General features: G+C 72.6%; 14 protein-coding genes. 11 read left to right on the top strand and 3 right to left on the bottom strand.

Annotated elements, in window-relative coordinates:
* The first annotated feature begins 126 nt into the window (after nucleotides 1–126).
* The 4 genes from DWB77_RS27265 (at nucleotide 127) to DWB77_RS27250 (ending at nucleotide 4,944) form a co-directional block, all read left to right on the top strand.
* Nucleotides 127–1,392 (top strand): sensor histidine kinase, encoded by a 1,266-nt coding sequence (locus tag DWB77_RS27265; protein ID WP_120724007.1) that lies wholly within the window; start codon nucleotides 127–129, stop codon nucleotides 1,390–1,392.
* Nucleotides 1,377–2,024 (top strand): LuxR C-terminal-related transcriptional regulator, encoded by a 648-nt coding sequence (locus DWB77_RS27260; protein WP_120724005.1) that lies wholly within the window; start codon nucleotides 1,377–1,379, stop codon nucleotides 2,022–2,024. Before DWB77_RS27265 ends, DWB77_RS27260 begins: the two co-directional genes overlap by 16 nt.
* Nucleotides 2,025–2,182: 158 nt before the next feature.
* Entirely contained in the window at nucleotides 2,183–3,328 is a 1,146-nt protein-coding gene (locus DWB77_RS27255) for a methyltransferase (RefSeq protein WP_120724003.1), read from the top strand.
* 101 nt (nucleotides 3,329–3,429) lie between these two features.
* A complete protein-coding gene (locus DWB77_RS27250; RefSeq protein WP_120724001.1) occupies nucleotides 3,430–4,944 on the top strand; it encodes a DUF1996 domain-containing protein in 1,515 nt (504 codons plus the stop codon).
* Nucleotides 4,945–4,994: 50 nt separating this feature from the next.
* Here the strand turns inward: DWB77_RS27250 and DWB77_RS27245 are convergent, their stop codons facing one another.
* Entirely contained in the window at nucleotides 4,995–5,381 is a 387-nt protein-coding gene (locus DWB77_RS27245; protein ID WP_120723999.1) for a hypothetical protein, read from the bottom strand.
* A gap of 98 nt (nucleotides 5,382–5,479) precedes the next feature.
* Here DWB77_RS27245 and DWB77_RS27240 point away from each other — a divergent pair, with 98 nt between their 5' ends.
* From DWB77_RS27240 to DWB77_RS27210, 7 genes are all read left to right on the top strand, one after another.
* Nucleotides 5,480–6,061, top strand: coding sequence for a rhomboid-like protein (locus DWB77_RS27240; RefSeq protein WP_120723997.1), 582 nt, complete (start codon nucleotides 5,480–5,482; stop codon nucleotides 6,059–6,061).
* A 28-nt stretch (nucleotides 6,062–6,089) separates the two neighbouring features.
* Entirely contained in the window at nucleotides 6,090–6,884 is a 795-nt protein-coding gene (locus DWB77_RS27235; protein WP_120723995.1) for a tyrosine-protein phosphatase, read from the top strand.
* 77 nt (nucleotides 6,885–6,961) lie between these two features.
* On the top strand, nucleotides 6,962–8,905 hold the full coding sequence (locus tag DWB77_RS27230; protein WP_120723993.1) for a hypothetical protein: 1,944 nt from the start codon (nucleotides 6,962–6,964) through the stop codon (nucleotides 8,903–8,905).
* A gap of 66 nt (nucleotides 8,906–8,971) precedes the next feature.
* Nucleotides 8,972–9,859: a metal-dependent hydrolase gene (locus DWB77_RS27225; protein WP_120723990.1), complete on the top strand. Its 888-nt coding sequence runs from the start codon at nucleotides 8,972–8,974 to the stop codon at nucleotides 9,857–9,859.
* A 1-nt stretch (nucleotide 9,860) separates the two neighbouring features.
* The gene (locus DWB77_RS27220) at nucleotides 9,861–10,925 is read left to right on the top strand and encodes a PDR/VanB family oxidoreductase (protein WP_120723988.1); all 1,065 of its coding nucleotides are present in this window, start codon (nucleotides 9,861–9,863) and stop codon (nucleotides 10,923–10,925) included.
* A 13-nt stretch (nucleotides 10,926–10,938) separates the two neighbouring features.
* The gene (locus DWB77_RS27215; protein ID WP_120723987.1) at nucleotides 10,939–11,652 is read left to right on the top strand and encodes a TetR/AcrR family transcriptional regulator; all 714 of its coding nucleotides are present in this window, start codon (nucleotides 10,939–10,941) and stop codon (nucleotides 11,650–11,652) included.
* A gap of 21 nt (nucleotides 11,653–11,673) precedes the next feature.
* A complete protein-coding gene (locus DWB77_RS27210; RefSeq protein ID WP_120723985.1) occupies nucleotides 11,674–12,201 on the top strand; it encodes a GNAT family N-acetyltransferase in 528 nt (175 codons plus the stop codon).
* On the opposite strand, the gene DWB77_RS27205 is transcribed toward DWB77_RS27210, so the two are convergent.
* Both DWB77_RS27205 and pulA read right to left on the bottom strand, forming a co-directional pair.
* Nucleotides 12,158–14,206, bottom strand: coding sequence for an ATP-binding protein (locus DWB77_RS27205; protein ID WP_120728317.1), 2,049 nt, complete (start codon nucleotides 14,204–14,206; stop codon nucleotides 12,158–12,160). The two genes, DWB77_RS27210 and DWB77_RS27205, sit on opposite strands and share 44 nt — an antisense overlap.
* A 90-nt stretch (nucleotides 14,207–14,296) precedes the next feature.
* A complete protein-coding gene (gene pulA / locus DWB77_RS27200) occupies nucleotides 14,297–19,600 on the bottom strand; it encodes a pullulanase-type alpha-1,6-glucosidase (RefSeq protein WP_246033655.1) in 5,304 nt (1,767 codons plus the stop codon).
* Nucleotides 19,601–19,817: the final 217 nt, after the last annotated feature.

Raw genomic sequence — 19,817 nt, 5'->3', positions numbered from 1 at the left:
GCCGTACCGGCCCGTGAGGGTGTCGTCAGCTACACCCCCGCCCCGGGGGCCCGGCCCAGTGACCCGGGGTCCGGGGCTCGGCGACACTGAGGGCCGGCACGGACGGGTGAGGAAGACGGGGACACGATGAACGCGACCAGGGCACGCGAGGGACTGACGGCGGGCGTGCGGGGCCTCGCGGTGGGATCGAGCGCGCTGACCACCTCGATCGTCCTGTTCGTCCTCGCCGTGGTCTCGATCGCCGTCATCCCGCTCGGCGTCGGGGTGTTCACCACCCCGTCCGCCCTCCTCAAGGTGCGGGCGCACGCCGACACCCGGCGGAAGCTGGCCCAGAAGTGGAGCGGGGTGCGGATCGGCTCCGCCTACCGCCCGATCCCCTGCCGCCCCGGTCCGCTGGAAGAGGTCCGGCGGTGCGCGGCGCTGCTGCGTGACCCCGCTACCTGGCACGATCTGCGCTGGCTCCTGGTGGACATGACCGCGGGCGGCGTGCTCGCGCTCCTGCCGGCGACCCTGCTCGCCTACCTCGGCTACGGCTGGGTGCTCGCCCTCGGCGTGTGGCGGCCGATCGCGGACGCGGGCGGCGACTGGTTCCTGTTCATCCACATCACCAGCCAGGGCAGCGCGTTCGCGGCCGCCGCGCTCGGCACCGCGATGTTCGTGCTCGGCCTGTTCGTCAACCCGGCCCTGCTGCGCGCCCACTTCCGGCTCGTCGGGGCGGTGCTCGCCCCCTCCCGCGAGGCCGAGCTGGCCCAGCGCGTCGACCGCCTCACCGAGACCCGGCACGACGCCGTGGACACCTCGGCGGCCGAACTGCGGCGCATCGAGCGGGACTTGCACGACGGTGCCCAGGCCCGGCTCGTCGCGATGGGCATGAACCTGGGCACCATCGAGGCGCTCGTCGAGACGGACCCGGCGCAGGCCAAGAAGCTCCTCGCGATGGCCCGCGCCTCCTCCGCCGAGGCGCTGACGGAACTGCGCGACCTGGTGCGCGGCATCCATCCGCCGGTCCTCGCCGAGCGTGGACTGGCCGACGCCATCAAGGCGTTGGCGCTGCGCCTGCCGGTGCCGACGGAGGTGTCGGTGGATCTGCCGGAGCGGGCCCGCGCCGAGGCGCCGGTGGAGTCGGCGGCGTACTTCGCGGTCAGCGAGGTGCTCACCAACGCCGTCAAGCACGCGGCGGCGGACAGCATCTGGGTGGACCTGTCGTACGCGGCGGGCGCACTGCGCGTCTCGGTCGGCGACAACGGCCGGGGCGGGGCCACGTCCGGAGCGGGCGGCGGCCTGAGCGGGGTCGAGCGGCGGCTCGGTACATTCGACGGCGTGCTCGCCGTCAGCAGCCCCGCGGGCGGCCCCACTCTGGTCACCCTGGAGATCCCTTGCGCGTTGTCCTAGCCGAAGACCTGTTCCTGCTGCGCGACGGGCTCGTCAGGATGCTGGAGGCGTTCGACTTCGAGATCCTCGCCGCCGTGGAGAGCGGACCCGAACTGTCCCGGGCCCTCGCCGAGCTGGAGCCGGACGTCGCGATCGTCGACGTCCGGCTTCCGCCGTCGCACACCGACGAGGGCCTTCAGTGCGCGCTCGCCGCCCGCCGGGCCCGGCCCGGCCTGCCGGTCCTGGTCCTGTCCCAGCACGTGGAGCAGTTGTACGCGCGCGAGCTCCTGGCGGACGGCACCGGCGGCGTCGGCTATCTGCTCAAGGACCGGGTGTTCGACGCGGCGCAGTTCGTGGACGCGGTACGCCGGGTGGCGGGCGGCGGCACCGCGATGGACCCCCAGGTGATCCAGCAGCTCCTCTCCCGCAAGGCGCGGGACGAGCCGCTCGGCAGGCTCACCCCGCGCGAGCTGGAGGTGATGGAGCTGATGGCGCAGGGCCGCTCCAACGCGGCGATAGCCGAGCGGCTCGTCGTCACCGAGCGGGCCATCGCCAAGCACACCTCCAACATCTTCGCGAAGCTGGGCCTGCCGGTCTCCGACGACGACAACCGCCGGGTGCTCGCGGTGCTCGCCTACCTCGACCGCGGCTGAGGCGCGGGCGCTCCCGGCCGAGGCGGGGCGTTCCCGGCCGAGGCGCGGGCGCTCCCGGTCGAGGCGGGGGGGCTCCCCGGCCGAGGCCGCGGCCCGCTCCGGCTGCGGCGGCGGGGCCGGACGGCGGATCCGGGTTAGCCTGGCGGACAATGAACCGCATGATCACGCCTTGGGGCGAGCACGAACTGACCCGATTCCCGGAAGACCCCCGCGACCCGCTGCGGGCCTGGGACGCCGCCGACGAATATCTGCTGCGCCACCTCGCCACGATCGGGGACCTGGACCTCTCGGGGACCGTCGTCGTCACCGGCGACCGCTGGGGCGCGCTCACGACGGCGCTCGCCGAGCACCACCCCGTCCAGATCAGCGACTCGTTCCTGGCCCAGGAGGCGACCCGGGCCAATCTGACCCGGGCCGGCCTCGCGCCGGACTCGGTACGTCTGCTGTCGACCCGGGACGAGGTGCCCGAGCGCGTCGACGTGCTGCTCGTGCGGGTGCCCAAGAGCCTCGGGCTCCTGGAGGACCAGCTCCAGCGGATCGCGCCCTCGCTGCACCCGGGCACGGTCGTGGTCGGCGCCGGGATGGTCAAGGAGATCCACACCTCGACGCTGGACCTGTTCGAGCGGATCCTTGGCCCGACGAAGACCTCGCTGGCCGAGAAGAAGGCCCGGCTGATCTTCACCACCGTGGATCCGGAGCTCACCAGGCCCCGCAACCCGTGGCCGCTGACGTACTCCCTGGAGCTGGGCATCGGCCCCGCCTCCGGGCTCGCCGTCACCAACTACGCCGGGGTGTTCTGCGCCGACCGCCTCGACATCGGCACCCGCTTCCTCCTCCAGCACCTGCCCGAGCGCACGGGACCGGACCAGGTGGTGGACCTGGGCTGCGGCAACGGCATCGTGGGGACGGCCGCGGCGCTGGCCAACCCGCAGGCGCGGGTCACCTTCGTCGACGAGTCGCATCCGGCCATGGCCTCGGCCGAGGCCACCTTCCGGATGTGCGCGGGTCCCGACCGCGAGGCGGAGTTCCGGCTCGGTGACGGCCTGGCCGACTTCCCGCCGGGCAGCGCCGACCTGGTGCTCAACAACCCGCCGTTCCACACCCACCAGGCGACGACGGACCGCACCTCCTCGCGGATGTTCGCGGACGCCCGTACGGCGCTGCGCGAGGGCGGCGAGCTGTGGGTGGTCGGCAACCGCCACCTCGGCTACCACGAGAAGCTCCGCCGGATGTTCGGCCACTGCGACGTCATGGCGTCCGACCCGAAGTTCGTGGTGCTGCGCGCGGTGAAGCGGGCGCGCTGAGCCGTCGGGGCGGTGGGCCAACTCCCATGAATCTCCTGAGGCGTTGAACGCCCCACCGCTTCCTCCCGTATGGAACTGCGCGCTTCAAGCGAAGGAGTTCCATGGGACGCATCGCACGCTCACCCCGAAAACGCTCGACCCTTCCCCGCCGGATGACGCTGGCCGCGGCCGCGCTCATCCTGGGGGGAGGCGGGCTCGCCGCGGTCAATTTCTACGCGTCCGCCAGTGAGGGCGGCGGGGGCGGCCACGGGTCGTCCGGGCACGACATGGCGCAGATGCGCATGGTGTCGACCATCGACTGTCCGGACGTCGGCAATTCCCTGTCCACCGTGCCCGATTCCGCGAAATCGCGGGTCGACCGCCAGCTCGCCGACATCGATACCCAGATCACTGACGCGTATACGAAGTTCGCCGACAACAAGGACCGGATCCAGCGCGATCCCCGCCTCGCGGACACGATGGTGCTCGCCCCGCTGAAAGAGCAGCGCACCGATGCCATCGGGCGCATCGCGGACGCGACCGGGCAGAGCGACCTCAAAGCCAAGGGGCTCGCGCCCTGCACGATGCGGGCCGCCGACGACCCGTCGTCCGCCGCACAGGACGGGCAGGACGGGCAAGGCGGCCAGGACGGGCAGGATGGTCAAGGCGGCCAGGACGGCCAGGATGCCCAGGGGTCCGGGCAGGGCAACGACGGCGGCGTCCAGGCGTTCGCCGCCTCCGCCTCCGCCTCCGGTCTCTCCCGGCGCGACTTCGTCGACATCCGCTCCGTGCGCCCGAACGTCGCCACCCCGCCCGCCCGGCGCGCCGCCTCCACCGGGAGCTTCACCAGCGACTGCGGCCGCAACGAGAACGGCAAACGCAATCCCGACAACGTCATCGTCGCGCCGGGCGTGAGCAATGGCGCCCACCACATGCACGATTACGTCGGAAATCAGGCGACCGATGCCTTCTCCAGCGACGGCGACCTGGCCCGGGGAGGGACGAGCTGCCGCAATCAGGGCGACAAGTCCACCTATTACTGGCCGGTCGTACGGCTTCTCGGCCAGGGCAATGACGCGGACGCCAATGCCAAGGGCGGCGGCAAGGACAAGAACCTCGGAAAGATCCAGACCCCGGCGCAGTCGACGATCCGGTTCGTCGGCAGTCCGGTGGGCAAGGTGACCGCGATGCCCCGGTTCCTGCGGATCATCACCGGTGACGCGAAGGCGTTCACCAACGGCGACGCCAATGCCAATGCCTCGTGGAGCTGCACCGGATTCGAGAACCGTCAGCTCAAGGACAAATACCCGCTGTGCCCGCAGGGCAGCAAAGTGGTCCGTACCTTCCATTTCCAGAGTTGCTGGGACGGAAAGAACATCGACAGCGCCAATCACCGCACCCATGTCGCCTTCGCCGACAAGGCGGGTGCCTGCCCGGCCGGGTTCAAGGCGATTCCCCAGCTCGTCCAGCGCATCGTCTACGACCTGCCCGCCAAGGCCGGCGCCTTCGCGGTGGACTCGTTCCCCGAGCAGCTCCACAAGCCCGTCACCGATCACGGTGACTTCATCGACGTCTTCAGCGATCAGCTGATGAGAAAGGTGGTGGACTGCGTCAATTCGGGGCGCTCCTGCGCCTGAGCCCCCGCGCCGAGCGCGAGGAGGCATCTGCCGCCGCGCGGCCGACCCGGTCAGTGTCCGGAATGCATGGTCCCGGTCTCGACACTGCCACCGAGTCGGCCGCGCAGTGCCGTGACCACCGACTGCTCGCCCACCGCCACCCACTTGCGGCCCACCAGATAGGCGCCGCCGTAGTCCTTCGCCTCGTTGATCCACTCCCGCTGGCCGCGGTCGGTGGCGAAGGTGGCCAGCACATAACGGCCGTCCGCCGTCGTGCAGTTGGCCCGGCGCAGCTCGGTCGAGTCCGTCGAGAGGACCGGCCGGCAGTCGGCGCGGGCGGCGAGCTGCTCCAGGGTTCCGCTCGCGGTCTTCGGAGCCTGCGGTGACGACGAACCGCAGCCGGTCACCACGGCGAGCGCCACAACCACCCCAAAGACCACTCGTGCATCGTTTCGCATCACTCCATCCTGCCCCCAACTCCCGGGTAAATAAAGCGACTTGGCGACATTGCGCGAGCCGCCGCGCGACCCGGCCAGCGATGTCCGATCATGGGCGCATGCGTCCACCCACCCTCGCGCCCCTGTACGTGGGCGGCGTCCAGCTCATCGCGTACGCGAGCCGGCGGCTGCTCGACGACACGGCCCGCCGGGACCTGCTGCGCTCGTGCTCCACCAACGTGGACAACCTGGCCGCCGGCCGCCGCACGACGCTGGCCACCAGCGCCCTGCTCGTGGAGGAGCCCATGGAGCTGCCCTACGCACTGCTCCTGCTCGCGGTGCTTGGCTACGCGGAGTACGCGCACGGGGCCTGGTGGGCGGCCGGGGTGTTCGCGCTCGGCCATGTGGGAGCCAGCCTCCTGGTGTACGGAGGGCTGCGTGCGGGCCGCCCCCCGCCCGCCACCCGCTCGGCCCTGGACGTGGGGAGCAGCTACGGCTTCTACGCCGTCCTGGGGGCGCTGACCTCGGCGCTCCCCCGCGGCGCCGCGCGCACCGGTGCCCGCACGGCCCTCCTCGCGCTCACCGTCAGGCCGCTGCTGCGGGCCGGGCGCACCTTCACGGACGCGGGACACTGCGCGGCCCTGGGGCTGGGCCTCGGGGTGGCGCGGGCGGTGGACTACCGTTCGGGAGGAAACCGGTAGATTTCACCCGCTCAGGAGCCACCCGTACATGATCGCGATCCCCGCCACCACCATCGCCAATCTGCGTGATCTGGGCTCCACCCCGCTCTCCGGTGGCCGCACCGTCCGCCCGGGCCTGGTCTTCCGGGCCGGCCAGCTCGACCGCATGGACCCGGCCACCGACCCGGCGGTCGCCGCGCTCGGCCTGCGCACCATCCTGGACCTGCGCACCGACGCGGAGCGCGCCGACCACCCGGACCGGGTGTCGGCCGGGGCCCGGCTGCTGGTCGCCGACGCGCTCGCGGACACCCTTTCCGCGGCCGGCGCGCCCGCCGCGGCCCAGCTCAAGCACGTCCTGGCCGACCCGGTCCTGGCCGAGGAGCACCTGGGCGGAGGCCGGGCGCAGGCTCGGTTCGCCGACACCTACCGCGCGCTGGTCTCCACCGGCTCCGCGCGCGCCGCCTACCGCACGCTCCTGACGGAGCTCGCCGCCGACGACGCGGTGCCGCTGCTGTTCCACTGCACCGCGGGCAAGGACCGCACCGGCTGGGCGGCCACGGTGATCCTCACCCTGCTCGGCGCCGACGAGGAGACCGTCGAGCGGGAGTACCTGTCGGTCAACCCGGCGGTGCGCCAGGCCTTCGCGCCCCTGATCGAGGGGTTCGTGGCCCAGGGCGGCGACCCCGAGATCGCGCTCGCCGTCATCGGCGTGGTGCCGCAGTACCTGGCGGCCGCCCTCGACGAGGTCGCGGCGCGGCACGGCACGATGGAGAAGTACGTCCGTGAGGGGCTCGGCGTGCCGGACGAGACCGTGTCCCGGCTGCGGAGCCGGCTCATCGCGTGATCGTCTCGCACCGGCGTCAACTCCCTGACGGGGTGCGCCCGTTGGGTCCGGGGTGACCATCTCCACATTCGCTCGTTTTGCTGAACGTGGCCCCAGAGCAGGACATCCTCAACCCACCCGCCCCCTCCGTCGGCGTCGAGCAGGCCGAGGCCGCGCTCGTCGAGCACTACCCGCGACTGGTGCGGCTCGCCTACCTCGTGCTGCCGCCCTCCCTCGGGCGCAACCGCCGGGTGCTGACCGCGCACGCGATCGTGCAGCGCTCGCTGCCCCGCCGCCGTACCGGCTCCGCCGACGGCTCCGGCGGGGGGCTGATCCCGGGGGCCCGGCGCGCCGAGGCCGGTGTCGACCCGGGGTATGTGTACGTCAGGCGGCGGGTGGTGCGCCAGGCGCTGGAAGCGGGGCTTCCGCTGCGGCGCAGGGCCTGGCCCAAGCGGGCCCAGTTCCCGCCGCTGTTGCCGCAGGTCCGGGGTCTGAGGCTGTTCCCGCGCTCGGGCGGCGCCGATGAACTCGCCCTGGACCAGCACCTCTCGGCCCTGTCCGGGCCCGCTCGCGCGGCCTACGTGCTGCGCGGCCTCGAACGGCTCGACGACGACGCGGTGTGCGCGGAGCTGAACGCCGCCGGGGTGGGCCAGGCGCGCCGGGCCCTCACCGAGGCCGGCGACGCCGAGCCGCGTGCGGCGCTGCTGGAATCCGCCGAGTTCGACCCCTGCTCGCTCCAGGCGCGGCCCACCGATCTGATGCGCCGCCGCCAGCACGGCCGGGCCGCGCTCGCCGCCGTGGCCGCGCTCGTGGTGTGCGGGGCGCTCATCGGCCTGCCCGGCGACGGCTGGGGCCCGGACGGCGCGGCCGCGCCCTCCTACGCGCAGAACCCGGCGGCCCAAGCCGCGCTCGATCCCGGCCGGCTGCTGCGGGTCGAGCCCACCGCGTGGACGACCGCGACCCGTACCGACTTCTCGGTGTGGCCGGCCCGGGGCAATCTGCTCGGCGACGCGGCGCTGCTGCGCCGGGCGCTCGCCGTGTGGGCGCGGCCGGGCGAGTCCGTGCAGGTGTCGGCGACGCCCGGCACCCCCTCGGGTCCGCCGATGGGCGCGGCCCAGCTGCTGTTCGCGGGAGACGTGGACCAGGCCCGGGTGGTGCTCTTCTACGACGGGCTGCGGGTGGCCCGCTACGCCGAGCCGCACCAGGGCACGGCCGGGGCCGCGCTCGACTTCGCGCGGGTGGACGCCGCCGACGCCCCCTCCGCGAGCGCGCTGGTGGTGGGCCGCACCGACGGCAATGTGCGCTATCTGACGGCGCCCTGGGTGCACGAGGTCCTGGTGCGCGATCTGCTCGCTCCGGACGCCCCGGCGCGGGAGCTGCGCCGGGACGGGAACGGGGTGACCGGCCCGGTCAGCTCGCCCAGCCAGGCCAGCCAGTGCACGTCCTGGGACGCCCTGGAGTTCCAGGACGACAGCGGGGTGCGGCTGATGACCGACCTCGGCGAGCTGGCCCCGGCGCGGCTGACGTGGGGCCCGCCGTCGGATCCGCGTGACGTCGGCGACCGTTCGGCGCGCGAGGGCTGGGCGCGTACCGCCTGCCTGCTGCCCACCGTGCGCTCGCACGGGGTGCGTTCCGTCAACGACTGGCGCTTCGCCCAGCAGGCGCTGCCCGAGAGCAATGGCACCGGTGACTGGATCTGCACCCGGGCCGAGACCTGGCGGGGCGCGGGCAGCCGGGTGTTCGCCCAGTTCCAGGCGCCGTCCACCCGGCTCGCGCCGGGCGCGATCGTGGCCCGGGCGGAGAACTCCGCGTCCTGTGGCATCCGCGAGGCGCGGGTGCTGGCCGGGGTGTTGTGGAAGTCGCGCGGCGGGAACTGGTTCGTGCTCGCGGCGGGCAGCCCCCAGGTGGCGTCGGTGACGCTGTCCGGCGGGATGACCGGCAGCGAGAAGGGCAATCTGCTGGCGGTACGGGCCAAGGAGGGGGCGCGCGCCGAGCTCAACGGGCGGCTCGCGGACGGGAGTCCGATCAACACCCTGCGCTGAGCCCGCCTCCGAACAAGTGGGGGCGGACCCCTGTCGCTGCGGCGTACCCGTCAGTACATTGACGCCATGTCTAATACGCCGCAGCCCGCTCCGGTCGCGGAGGAGCGCATCGAGCTGAAGGCCCGGAACGTCTCGTTCGCGTGGGAGAACACCCCGCTGCACTGGATACCGGGCGACCCGTTCGCCGGCCACACCATCAATGTGCTGCATCTGCTGCTGCCGGCCGGTGAGCGCTGGTTCGTCCATGTGTACAAGCAGGTGCTGCCGCTCATCACGGACGAGCGGCTGCGCGAGGACGTCATCGGCTTCATCGGCCAGGAGGCGATGCACTCCGCCGCGCACGACGACGTACTGCCCCATCTGAAGAAGCTCGGCCTCGACCCGACGCCCTACACCGCGCAGGTGGACTGGCTCTTCGAGAAGCTCCTCGGGGACCGGACGCTGCCGCCGGGCCGGGCGCGCCGGTGGTGGCTGATGGAGCGGGTCGCCACGATCGCGGCGATCGAGCACTACACCGCGTTCCTCGGCAACTGGATCCTCAACGCCGAGAAGCTGGACCGGTGCGGCGCCGACCCCACCATGCTGGACCTGCTGCGCTGGCACGGCGCGGAGGAGGTCGAGCACCGCTCGGTGGCCTTCGAGTTGTTCACGCACCTCGACGGCGGCTATCGGCGCCGGGTGCGCACCTGGGCGACCGCCTTCACCGCGCTCGCCTTCCTGTGGCAGCGCGGAACCCGATTCTTCATGGCGAACGACCCGACGCCGACGGTCGGCCGGGCGAGCCTCGCGGCGTTCTACCGGGCGGGCCGCGCCGGGATGCTGCCGTCCACCCCCGCCATGCTCAGGGCCGTCCCGCGCTATCTGAGCCGGGACTACCACCCCTCGCAGGAGGGCAGCACGGCCCAGGCGCTGGCCTATCTCGCGTCCTCGCCCGGCGCGGGCGGGGGCCGCTGACATGCGCCGCACCACCACCCTCGCGCTGGCCACGGGCGCCGTTCTGCTCGCCCGGCGGGCGCTGCGCCGCCGCATCGACGCCTCGCCCCTGTGGCCGATGCCCGCCCTGGAGACCCCCCTGTCGGGGCGCGGCACCCGGCGTTCCACCGTCAGCCTCAGGCTGACCGTCAGCGAACGCACCGAGCCCGCCGAAGGCGTCGTACGGCTGCGTCTGGTGGCGCCGGACGGGGCCGAGCTGCCTTCCTGGGAGCCGGGCGCGCACCTCGATCTGGTGCTGCCCTCGGGCCTGGTGCGCCAGTACTCGCTCTGCGGAGACCCCGGCGACCGCACCTCGTACACCATCGCGACCCGGCTCGTCGAGGGCGGCCGGGGCGGTTCGGCGCAGGTGCACGAGCAGCTCCGGGAGGCCGTGGAGCTCTCCGTGCGCGGGCCGCGCAACCGCTTCCCGCTGGTGGCGAGCGACTCCTATGTGTTCGTGGCCGGCGGCATAGGGATCACCCCGATCCTGCCCATGCTGAAGGCGGTTGAGGCGGCCGGCGCTTCCTGGCGGCTGCTGTACGGCGGACGCTCGCGGGCCACCATGCCCTTCCTCGACGAGGTCGAGCGGTTCGGCGCCCGGGTCACCGTGGTAGCCGAGGACGAGGCGGGCCTGCCGGACCTCGCCGCCTTCCTCGCCAACTCCCCTGCCGACGCTGCCGTTTACTGCTGTGGGCCCGAGCCGCTGATGGACGCGGTCACCGCGGCACTCGGCCCCGGCCGCACCCCGCGTCTGGAGCGGTTCGCGCCCGGCGCGGCCGCGGTGGGCGCCGGGTTCGAGGTCGAGCTGCGCCGCTCGGGCCGCACCCTCGCCGTCCCGGGTGACCGCTCCCTGCTCTCCGTGCTGCGCGCGCAGGTGCCCGGCGTCTCCTACTCCTGCGAGCAGGGCTTCTGCGGAACCTGTCAACAGCGGGTCCTGGAAGGCGAGATCGACCACCGGGACGACCTGCTCACGGACACGGAACGCGACGACTCGATGCTGATCTGTGTATCGAGGTGCCTCGGCAAGAAGCTGGTGCTCGACCTGTAGGTACTCTGTTCGCATGACGACCGGGGTACGGCGCAGGATGGGCGTCGAGGAGCGCAGGCGGCAGCTGATCGGGGTCGCTCTCGAACTGTTCAGCCACCGCTCGCCCGACGAGGTGTCCATCGACGAGATAGCGGCGGCCGCGGGCATCTCACGCCCGCTGGTCTACCACTACTTCCCCGGCAAACAGAGCCTGTACGAAGCCGCGCTTCGCCGGGCCGCGGACGAGCTGGCGGCCCGTTTCCTGGAGCCCCACGAGGGCCCGCTCGGCGCTCGGCTGCTCCGGGTGATGGGGCGCTACTTCGACTTCGTCGACGACCACGGACCGGGCTTCTCCGCGCTGATGCGGGGCGGCCCGGCCGTCGGCTCCTCCACCGCCAACGCCATGATCGACGAGGTGCGTGATGCCGCGTACCACCAGATCCTCTCCCACCTCGACGTCCAACAGCCGCCCGCACGGCTCGAGTTGGTCGTACGGTCGTGGGTGTCGCTCGCCGAGTCGACGGCGCTGATCTGGCTGGACGGGCGGCGCATCCCGCGCGGCGAGCTGGAGTTGCAGCTGGTGCACGACTTCGCGGCGCTGGCCGCGGTGAGCGCCGCCTACGACCAGGAGATGGCGGCGATCGTGCTGCGCATGCTCGCGGACGAGCCGGCCGACGGCCCGTTCGGTGAGCTGGTGGACCGCCTCGGCGCCCTGCTCCCGCTGGTGCCCTCGCCGCGGCTCGGCTGAGCGCTGCGGCATGATCGTTCCATGACGTCCGACCTGACCTTCGCCCTCGCCGACGGCGGTGACCTTCCCGTCCTGACCGGCCTGTACGACGGCGCCGCCCGCTGGATGCGCGACCACGGCATCGACCAGTGGCAGCCCGGCGGCAAGGACGCCGAGCACTTCCGGCTGCGGATGAAGGAGGGCGAGGTGTGGCTGGCCCGCGCCGGGTCCGCCGTCGTCGGGGCGTACGAACTGTGGTGGCGGGACGAGCCGGCCTGGGGCGAGCAGCCGCCGGTGGCCGGCTATGTGCACCGTTTGATGGTGGACCGGGCTACCGCGCCGCGCGGCACCGGCCGGGCCCTGCTCGCCCACGCCGAGCGGCGGACCGCCGAGACCGGCCGCCCGCTGTGCCGCCTGGACTGCCGCTCGGACAACGCGGCCCTGATCCGCTACTACGGGGGCCTCGGGTACGCGGTGGTCGGTGAGCATGCGGCGAAGACGGACGGCGGGGGCAGCCCCTATGCGGTCACGCTGATGGAGAAGGCCCTCCCTTCGGGAAGCCGCCCCTGAGGGCCAGCGCGAGTCCGTCGTCCAGGCCGGTGGCCACGCCCCGGCCGAAGGCCGAGTCGTAGGCCTGATCGCCGAGCGCGGCGCGCGCCCGGCGTTCGCCCTGCCGGCGCACGGCGGTGAGCCCGGGCGCGCCCATCTGCTCCTTGCCGACCGCGCGCCAGCATTCGCGGCCGACGCCGAGCAGGAGTGCGCCGTCCTCGCCGTCGCCCTGGGAGGCGACCGCGCAGGCCAGCATGTCCAGGCCCATCGCGATGCCGAAGCTGTCGTGCAGCAGGCGTTTGCCGGCCAGCATGGCGCGGGCGTGGGCGGCGGCCTCCGCGGGCCGGTCCAGGGCGAGCGCCCCGGCGGCCAGCATGTAGTCGGCGTAGGCCCGCATCCAGTGTTCGCCGTGTGCGGCACACTCGTCGCGCAGGACCAGGGCTTCGGCGGACGCCTCGGCGTGGCGGCCGAGCGTGTTCAGCGCGTAGGTGCGGGCGAGTGCGCACAGGGCGCGGCCGGGGGTGAAGCCGGTGGTCTCGGCGAGGACGGGGTCGACGATGGCGAGGGCCCGCTCGGGCTCGCCCGGCATGAGGAAGCCGGCGCCGTAGAGGTGGGCCGAGCGCAGGCGTTCCTCGGGGTCGGCGGCCGTGCCGAAGCACTCCTCGCCGAGCCGGTGCGCCATCACGAAGTCGCCCTGGAGGAGCGCGCACATGCCGAGCGCCCACACGGCGGTGGCGCGGTGGGGGCCGGGCCCGGGGCAGCCGTCCAGGGCGCGCTGGAGGTAGCCCCTGCCCTCGCGCTGGCGGCCGCAGCAGAACCAGACGAACCAGAGCCGGCCCGCCATGTCGAGGGCGGCCTCGGGGTCGGTGGCCAGGAGGTGTTCGAGGGCGGTGCGCAGATCGGCGTGGTCGGCCTCCAGGCGGGTGTACCAGGCGAGTTGGGCCGGTCCCAGCCAGGCGGCGGACGCCTCGTGGGCGATGCGTCTGAAGCGGCGGGCGTGCCGGTCGGCGGCGCCGGGGGCCTCGCCGAGTTCGTCGAGCCAGCGCAGGCCGTACTCGCGGATGGTGTCGAGCATCCGGTGGGCGAAGCGGCCGGACGCATCCAGCCGGGTGCGGACCACCGACTTGTCGACGAGCCCGGCCAGGACCTGTTCGACGGCGCAGGCCGGCAGGGGGCCGCCCGCGCCGATGTCCTGGGCGGCGGCGAGGTCGAAGTCGCCGGCGAAGACGGAGAGCCGGGCCCACAGCAGCCGCTCCAGGGGTTCGCACAGCTCGTGGCTCCAGCCGATCGCGGTGCGCAGGGTCTGGTGGCGTGCCACCGTCGCGACCCGGGTGTCGGTGAGCACCTCGAAGCGGGAGCCGAGCCGGGTGGCGAGCTGTTCGACGGACCACGATTTGAGCCGGGCGCCCGCGAGTTCGAGCGCGAGCGGGATCCCGTCGAGGCGACAGCAGACGTCGGCGGCGGCCGCGGCGCGGGCCGGGTCCTCGAAGCTGAGGTGGGGCACGGCCTCGGCGGCGCGTTCCATGAACAGGGCCAGCGCCTCGTCCGCGACGGGCAGCGGCTCCAGGGGGAAGACCTTCTCCTGCGGTCGGCCGAGGGGCTGTCTGCTGGTGGCCAGGACGGTGAGGCCGGGCGAGGTCTGGAGCAGTTCGCCGATCAGATGCCCGCAGGCGCTGATCAGGTGTTCACAGGTGTCGAGCACCAGGAGCGGCTTCTTGTCGGCGAGCCAGGCGCAGAGCGCCTCACAGGCGGTGCGCATGGTCCGGTCGGTGAGGTCGAAGGCGTCGGCGACGGTGGCGGCGAGTAAGGTGCGGTCCCGCAGCGGCGACAGTTCCACCCACCAGACCCCGTCGGGGTGGCGCTGTGCGATCCGCCGGGCGGCCCGCAGGGCGAGCCGCGACTTTCCGACCCCGCCGGGTCCGGTGACCGTGACGAGCCGATGCTGTTCGAGGAGGCCGTCGAGGGTGGTCAGTTCGTCCGACCGACCGATGAAACTCGTGCTCTCCGCAGGAAGATTCCCCACCACGGGCACAGTGTGGACCACGGTGCGGTCCCTGACGGAACCCGCGATGGGGAACATCCGAAATGGGTCGTCGAGCGACCTGGAATGATCGGTTCAGCGTTGTTTGAAGACCGCAACGGTGCGGCCCGGGACTGTGAAGCTCCCGGAACCCTGATCGTATGTGGCCGTCTTCACCACCGGGTCGGCTCCGGCCGCCTGCCGCGGGTGCAGGGCGTACGCCGTTCCCGCGAGGGCGGCGACCCGCTGGGTCCGTGCCCCGGGGGTGGCGTTGAAGACGACGACCAGCGGGCCCAGCCGCATGGTGATCACGCCGGGGGTCTCCTCGCGCCCGGACAGCGGGAACGACAAGGCCGACTGGACCTGCTCGGCGGTGGCGAGCTTGAACGCGCCCTCACCGCCGCGGATCGCGAGGAGGTCCTGGTAGGCGGCCGAGGTCCCGTTGATCTCGGCGCAGCCCGGGGTGAGTGAGGGAGCGCTCAACAGGGGCTTGGCGTAAGGCCATTTGGCCTGGTTGTCGGCGGCCGCGGGCAGCCCGCGCCCGAACCCGTTGCCCGCCCGGCAGTCCCAGTGCACGGCGTTGAACCAGTCGCCGCTGTCGAAGGAGTTGCGGTCGAGCGACTTGGAGCGAAGCAGGTCGCTGCCGGCCTGGGACAGGGCGGGGCCCTGGGAGAGCGCGGCGGTGGCGAGCGCCAGGACCTGCATACGGGAGCGGTCCGCGGCCGAGGTGGCCGCCGGCAGCTTGTAGGCGAGCGCGTCGTAGAGGGACTCGTTGTCGTGGGCGTCGGCGTAGGCGAGCGCGTCCCCGGGGGCGGCGGCGTAGCCGGCCGGGGCGCCGTTGTAGTCGACGTCGGAGCCCTTGACCGGGTGACCCGCGCTGTCGGTGAAGGCGTACGCGGCGAGGTTGCCGCTCAGGCCCACCTTGAGGAGGTCCTGGTAGCGCAGCAGCCGGGCCTTCTGCTCGGCCGAAGTGCCGTTCGCCGTCGAGGAGTTGGGGTCGGTGAACAGGCCGGAGGCGAAGCCCTGGGCGCCCGGGTCGGCGTCGAAGGGGCCGCCGCCGCGCACCGCGTCGCGGGCCCGGTCGGAGAAGGTGGCGATGCCGGTGCCCGCCATGTTCTTCTGGGTGGCCTGGGTGAAGCGGGCGTCGTCGGCGACCTCGCCGAAGTTCCAGCCCTCGCCGTACAGGATGATCCTCTTGCCGTCGACGCCGTCCTTGGCGAGGGTCAGCGCGTCGAGCGCGGCGCGCACGGCGAGGATGTTCGCCTTGGGGTGGTGCCCCATGAGGTCGAAGCGGAAGCCGTCGACCTTGTACTGCTTGGCCCAGGTCACCACCGAGTCGACGACGAGCTTGCCCATCATGGCGTTCTCGGGCGCGGTGTTGGCGCAGCAACTGGAGTTGGCGATGCTGCCGTCGGCGAGGAGGCGCTGGTAGTAGCCGGGCACGATTCGGTCGAGGACCGAGTGGTCGGCCTGCCCGGCCGCCGCGGTGTGGTTGTAGACGACGTCCATCACGGTCCGCAGCCCGGCCTGGTTGAGCCCCTGCACCATCTGCCGGAACTCGACCGTGCGGCGCGTCCCGTCGGGGTCGCTGGCGTAGGAGCCCTCGGGGACGGTGTAGTGCAGCGGGTCGTACCCCCAGTTGTACGCGTCCTTCGCGGCCGAGCGCGCCACACAGGCCTGCTGCTCCTGCGAGTCGGGCGCGTACACCTTCAAGTCACACGCGGGGGTGGCCTGTTGGGACTTCCGTTCGGGGATTCCGGCGATGTCGAAGACGGGCAGCAGATGGACGTAGGAGGTCCCGGACTTCGCGAGTGCGGTCAGGTGCTTCATGCCGTCGGAGGCGGTGTCGGTGAAGGCGAGGTACTGGCCGGGGTGGCGCGAGGTGGGATCGGCGACGGAGAAGTCACGGACGTGCAGCTCCTGGATCCGGGCCTCCCGCAGCGGCACCGCGGCCGGCTTCTTGAGCGTGGCCCAGCCCCGGGGCGCCAGCCGGGGGTCGGCGAGGTCCACCACGAGGCTGCGCGCCGAGTCGGCGGTGAGGGCGGTGGAGTAGGGGTCGGTGGCCAGGTTGGTGACCACGCTCCGGACGCTGGGCGCCCACACGCGCACGGCGTACCGGTACGGCTTGCCCGACCAGGACGCGGGCCCGGTCACCGACCAGACGCCCGAGGCGTCGTCGCGGCGCATCGCGACCGTGCGCCCGTCGAGTTCCAGGGAGACCTTCTGCGCGGTCGGCGCCCACACCGAGAGGGTGGGGCGGCCGTGGTCGAAGACCGGGCCGAGCGAGGCCTTGACCGCGCCGGCGGCGTACAGGTCGTCGAGCACACCCTGGGTCTGGACGCCGGTCGCGGCGAGCAGCGCCCCGTTCGCGGCCCGCTGGGTGGCGATGAGCTGCCCGGTGAGGGACTCCCGGACGCGGGAGCGGTCGCGGGCGTCGACGGTGAAGGCCGGATAGTCCTTCAGATGCGGGAACTTCGCCTTCTGTACGTCGCTGAGCGCGCCCGGGGTGAGCCGCAGCCACCGGCCCTCGTCGGAGAGGGCGCCGTCCTGGACGGTGATGCCTCCGCCGGGCGCGTACACCAGCTGCTGGCTGGTCGCCCCGGTCGCCTTGACCTTCCATACGACGGTGTCGCGGTCGATCCACTGCGCTTCGGACTTCCCGAGGTCGAGCGAGACGCCCGAACCCGCCTGCGGCAGCAGGTATTTGGGCTCTCCGGCGAGCAGCCACACCTCGTTGCCGTAGGTGGCCAGGTCCAGGGACTGGTCGTCGGGCAGGTCCTTCTGATCGCCGTTGTGCAGGATGTAGCTGAGCGAGGTCGCGCCCTTGACCAGGGGCACCTCGAAGGTCACCCCGTAGGCGTCGCGGCCGCTCGGCGCCAGCGGCTTGGACCAGTCGGTGGGCGAGGCGGCGCCGGTCCAGGTGTGCAGGCCCCAGCCGTCGTAGTCGCCGTCGGCCCGCGTGTAGTGCAGCACCACCTTGGAGGTGTCCTGGGGCGGCCGGGCGCCGGTGGGCGGCTGGTCCGCCTGGCCGTCCTTGCCCTGCTCCACCCACACCTCGCCGGTGCGGCCGAGGTCGACGGTCCGCAGGGGCCCGTCGGCGCCCTCGCCCCTGGCGATCGTGTACGCGAGGGACCCGGCGCCCTGCGGGACCTTGACCCAGGCGAAGGCGCCGTAGGCGTCGCGGCCGGTGAAGGCGGCGCTCTGGCCGTCCGCCTTCAGTTGCCAGCCGTCGTAGTCGCCGGCCGGACGGCGGTAGTGCACGACGGCGTAGTCCCGTTCGACGGTGGTGGGCCTGGCGGGCGGGGGCGTCGGGCCCGCCGCCGTCGTGGCGAGCGCGCTCGCGGTGCGCCCGCGCCCGTCGACCACAACCGCCTTGTACCGCAGGGGAGTTCCGGCCGCCAGACCGGTCAGGTACTGGGTGACCCGGTACGGGGCGTGGTCGGCGGAGCCGAGCGTCTGCCACTTTCCGTTGCCGATCTGCGCGGCGAAGACGACCCGGTCGAGCGGTCCGCCGTTGACGTCGGCGGAGATCTCGACGGTGCCGGTGGCTCCGGCCGCGGGGGCCTTCACGGTGATCGACGGCTCGGCGGTGGGCACGGGCAGCGGGGCGGCGGCCTTGAGGACCAGCGAGGACAGCGCGGGCACCGTCACCTGGACGGCGCCGTCCGCCTCACTGCGCACGGACCCCGAACGACCGTACAGATAGGCGTAGTTGGCGCGGGGCGAGCCCGTGGGCAGGGTGACCGTCTTGGGCTCGGTGGCGTTGTTCACGGCCACCACGTACTCGGTGCGGGTCTTGGCATCCGTACGCGAGAAGGCGTAGACGGAGTCCTTGGCGTAGCGCTCGGTCTGGACGCCGTCGCGCAGCGCCGGGTTGGCCTTGGTCAGGCGGGACAGGTCGGCTATGGCGCGGTAGAGCGGGTGCGTGGGGTCGTAGGCGTCGACGGCGTGGGTGCGGTCGGTGCCCAGTTCGTCGTCGTCCAGGTAGTCGGGGACCTTCGAGGCGAACAGGGTCTGGCGGGCGTCCTTGTCGCCGCCGGCGCCGGTGAAGCCCTGCTCGTCGCCGTAGTAGACCACCGGGTTGCCGCGGCTGAAGAACATCAACTCATGTGCCAGGCGGTCGCGTTGGAGCAGCTCTGCCTCGCTCGCCCCCGGGTGGTCCTGCTTCAGGAAGGCGCCGATGCGGCCCATGTCGTGGTTGCCGAGGAAGGTGACCTGCTCGTAGGCGTTGGCCTTGTCGGTGGTGTAGCGGTAGTCCTGGGCGAACAGGGCGGCGAGCTTGTCGGCGGAGGCTCCCTGGGAGGCGTACTGGCGGGCCGCGTCCTGGAAGGGGAAGTCGAGGGTCGCGTCCAGGCGGCCCCGGGTGACGTACGGGGAGGTCAGGGCCGGGTCGGCGGAGTAGGTCTCGCCGAACAGGAAGAAGTCGGGCCGCCCGCGCTTCTTGGCGTACGCGTCGAGGGCGGTCGCCCACTGGGTCCAGAAGTCCAGGTCGACGTGTTTGACGGTGTCGATGCGGAAGCCGTCCACGGCGAAGTCGTGGACCCACTTCTCGTAGATGTCCTCCATGCCGGAGACGACCTCGGGCCGTTCGGTCCACAGGTCGTCGAGTCCGGAGAAGTCGCCGTACTCGGCGCTCTCGCCCGCGAACGTCGAGTCGCCCCGGTTGTGGTACATCGTGGGGTCGTTGAGCCAGGCCGGGACCTTCTTCTCCTTCACGACGGGCGTGTAGGGGAAGGAGTTGGCGTCGACCTTCCTCATACCCGCGCGGTCGTCGAAGGGACGGCCGCTGGTGTCGAGGTAGGGATAGGCGCCCTTGGGCCGGTAGCCGTACTGCCGCTCGGCGTAGTCGACGGTGTCGGCGGTGTGGTTGGTGATGACGTCGAAGAAGACCTTCATGCCCTTGGCGTGGGCCGCCGCTATCAGCCGGGTGAGGTCGGCGTTGGTGCCGAAGTGCGGGTCGACCTGGGTGAAGTCGGTGATCCAGTACCCGTGGTAGCCGGCCGAGGCGTCCTTGCCGGTGCCCTGCACGGGCTTGTTCTTGAAGATCGGGGCGAGCCAGATGGCGGTGGTGCCGAGGCCCTTGATGTAGTCGAGCCGCTGGGTGATCCCCTTGAGGTCGCCGCCCTGGTAGAAGCCCTTGTCCGTGGGGTCGTACCCGGTCTCCAGGCGCGAACCGGTAAGCCCGCCGCGGTTGTTGGAGCTGTCACCGTCGGCGAACCGGTCCGGGAGCACGAAGTAGAACTGCTCGCGCGTCGCGTCGTGCCGGGCCGGTTCGGCGGCCAGGCGCGCGTCGCTGGGCGGGGCGGGCGGCTTCGGCGCGGCGGTGGCGGCCGTGGCGGGGACGAGCGCCGCACACAGGGCGGCCGCGACGGCGACCGCCGTTCTTCGCAGGGGGATCACCGGGGGCTCCTCGGTCGTACCTTCGGGCGCTGCTGAATGTTCGTGCTGCTGAATGTTCTTGCTGCAAACTTGCAAGTCCTTCTGAGCAGGTGACCGTAGGAGGAGCGAGCGCTCAGGTCAACGGTTCGGGCGGAATCCGGCTCGGTGGATGGTGAATCTGCAAGGAATTGCGAGCGGGCAGGACGGTGGCGAGCGGGGTGCGGCGGACGATCTCGGT

This window comes from Streptomyces hundungensis (genome assembly GCF_003627815.1).
Lineage (GTDB): Bacteria > Actinomycetota > Actinomycetes > Streptomycetales > Streptomycetaceae > Streptomyces > Streptomyces hundungensis_A.
Note: the sequence above shows the minus strand (reverse complement) of the source record. Positions and strands in the feature narration are given on the sequence as shown.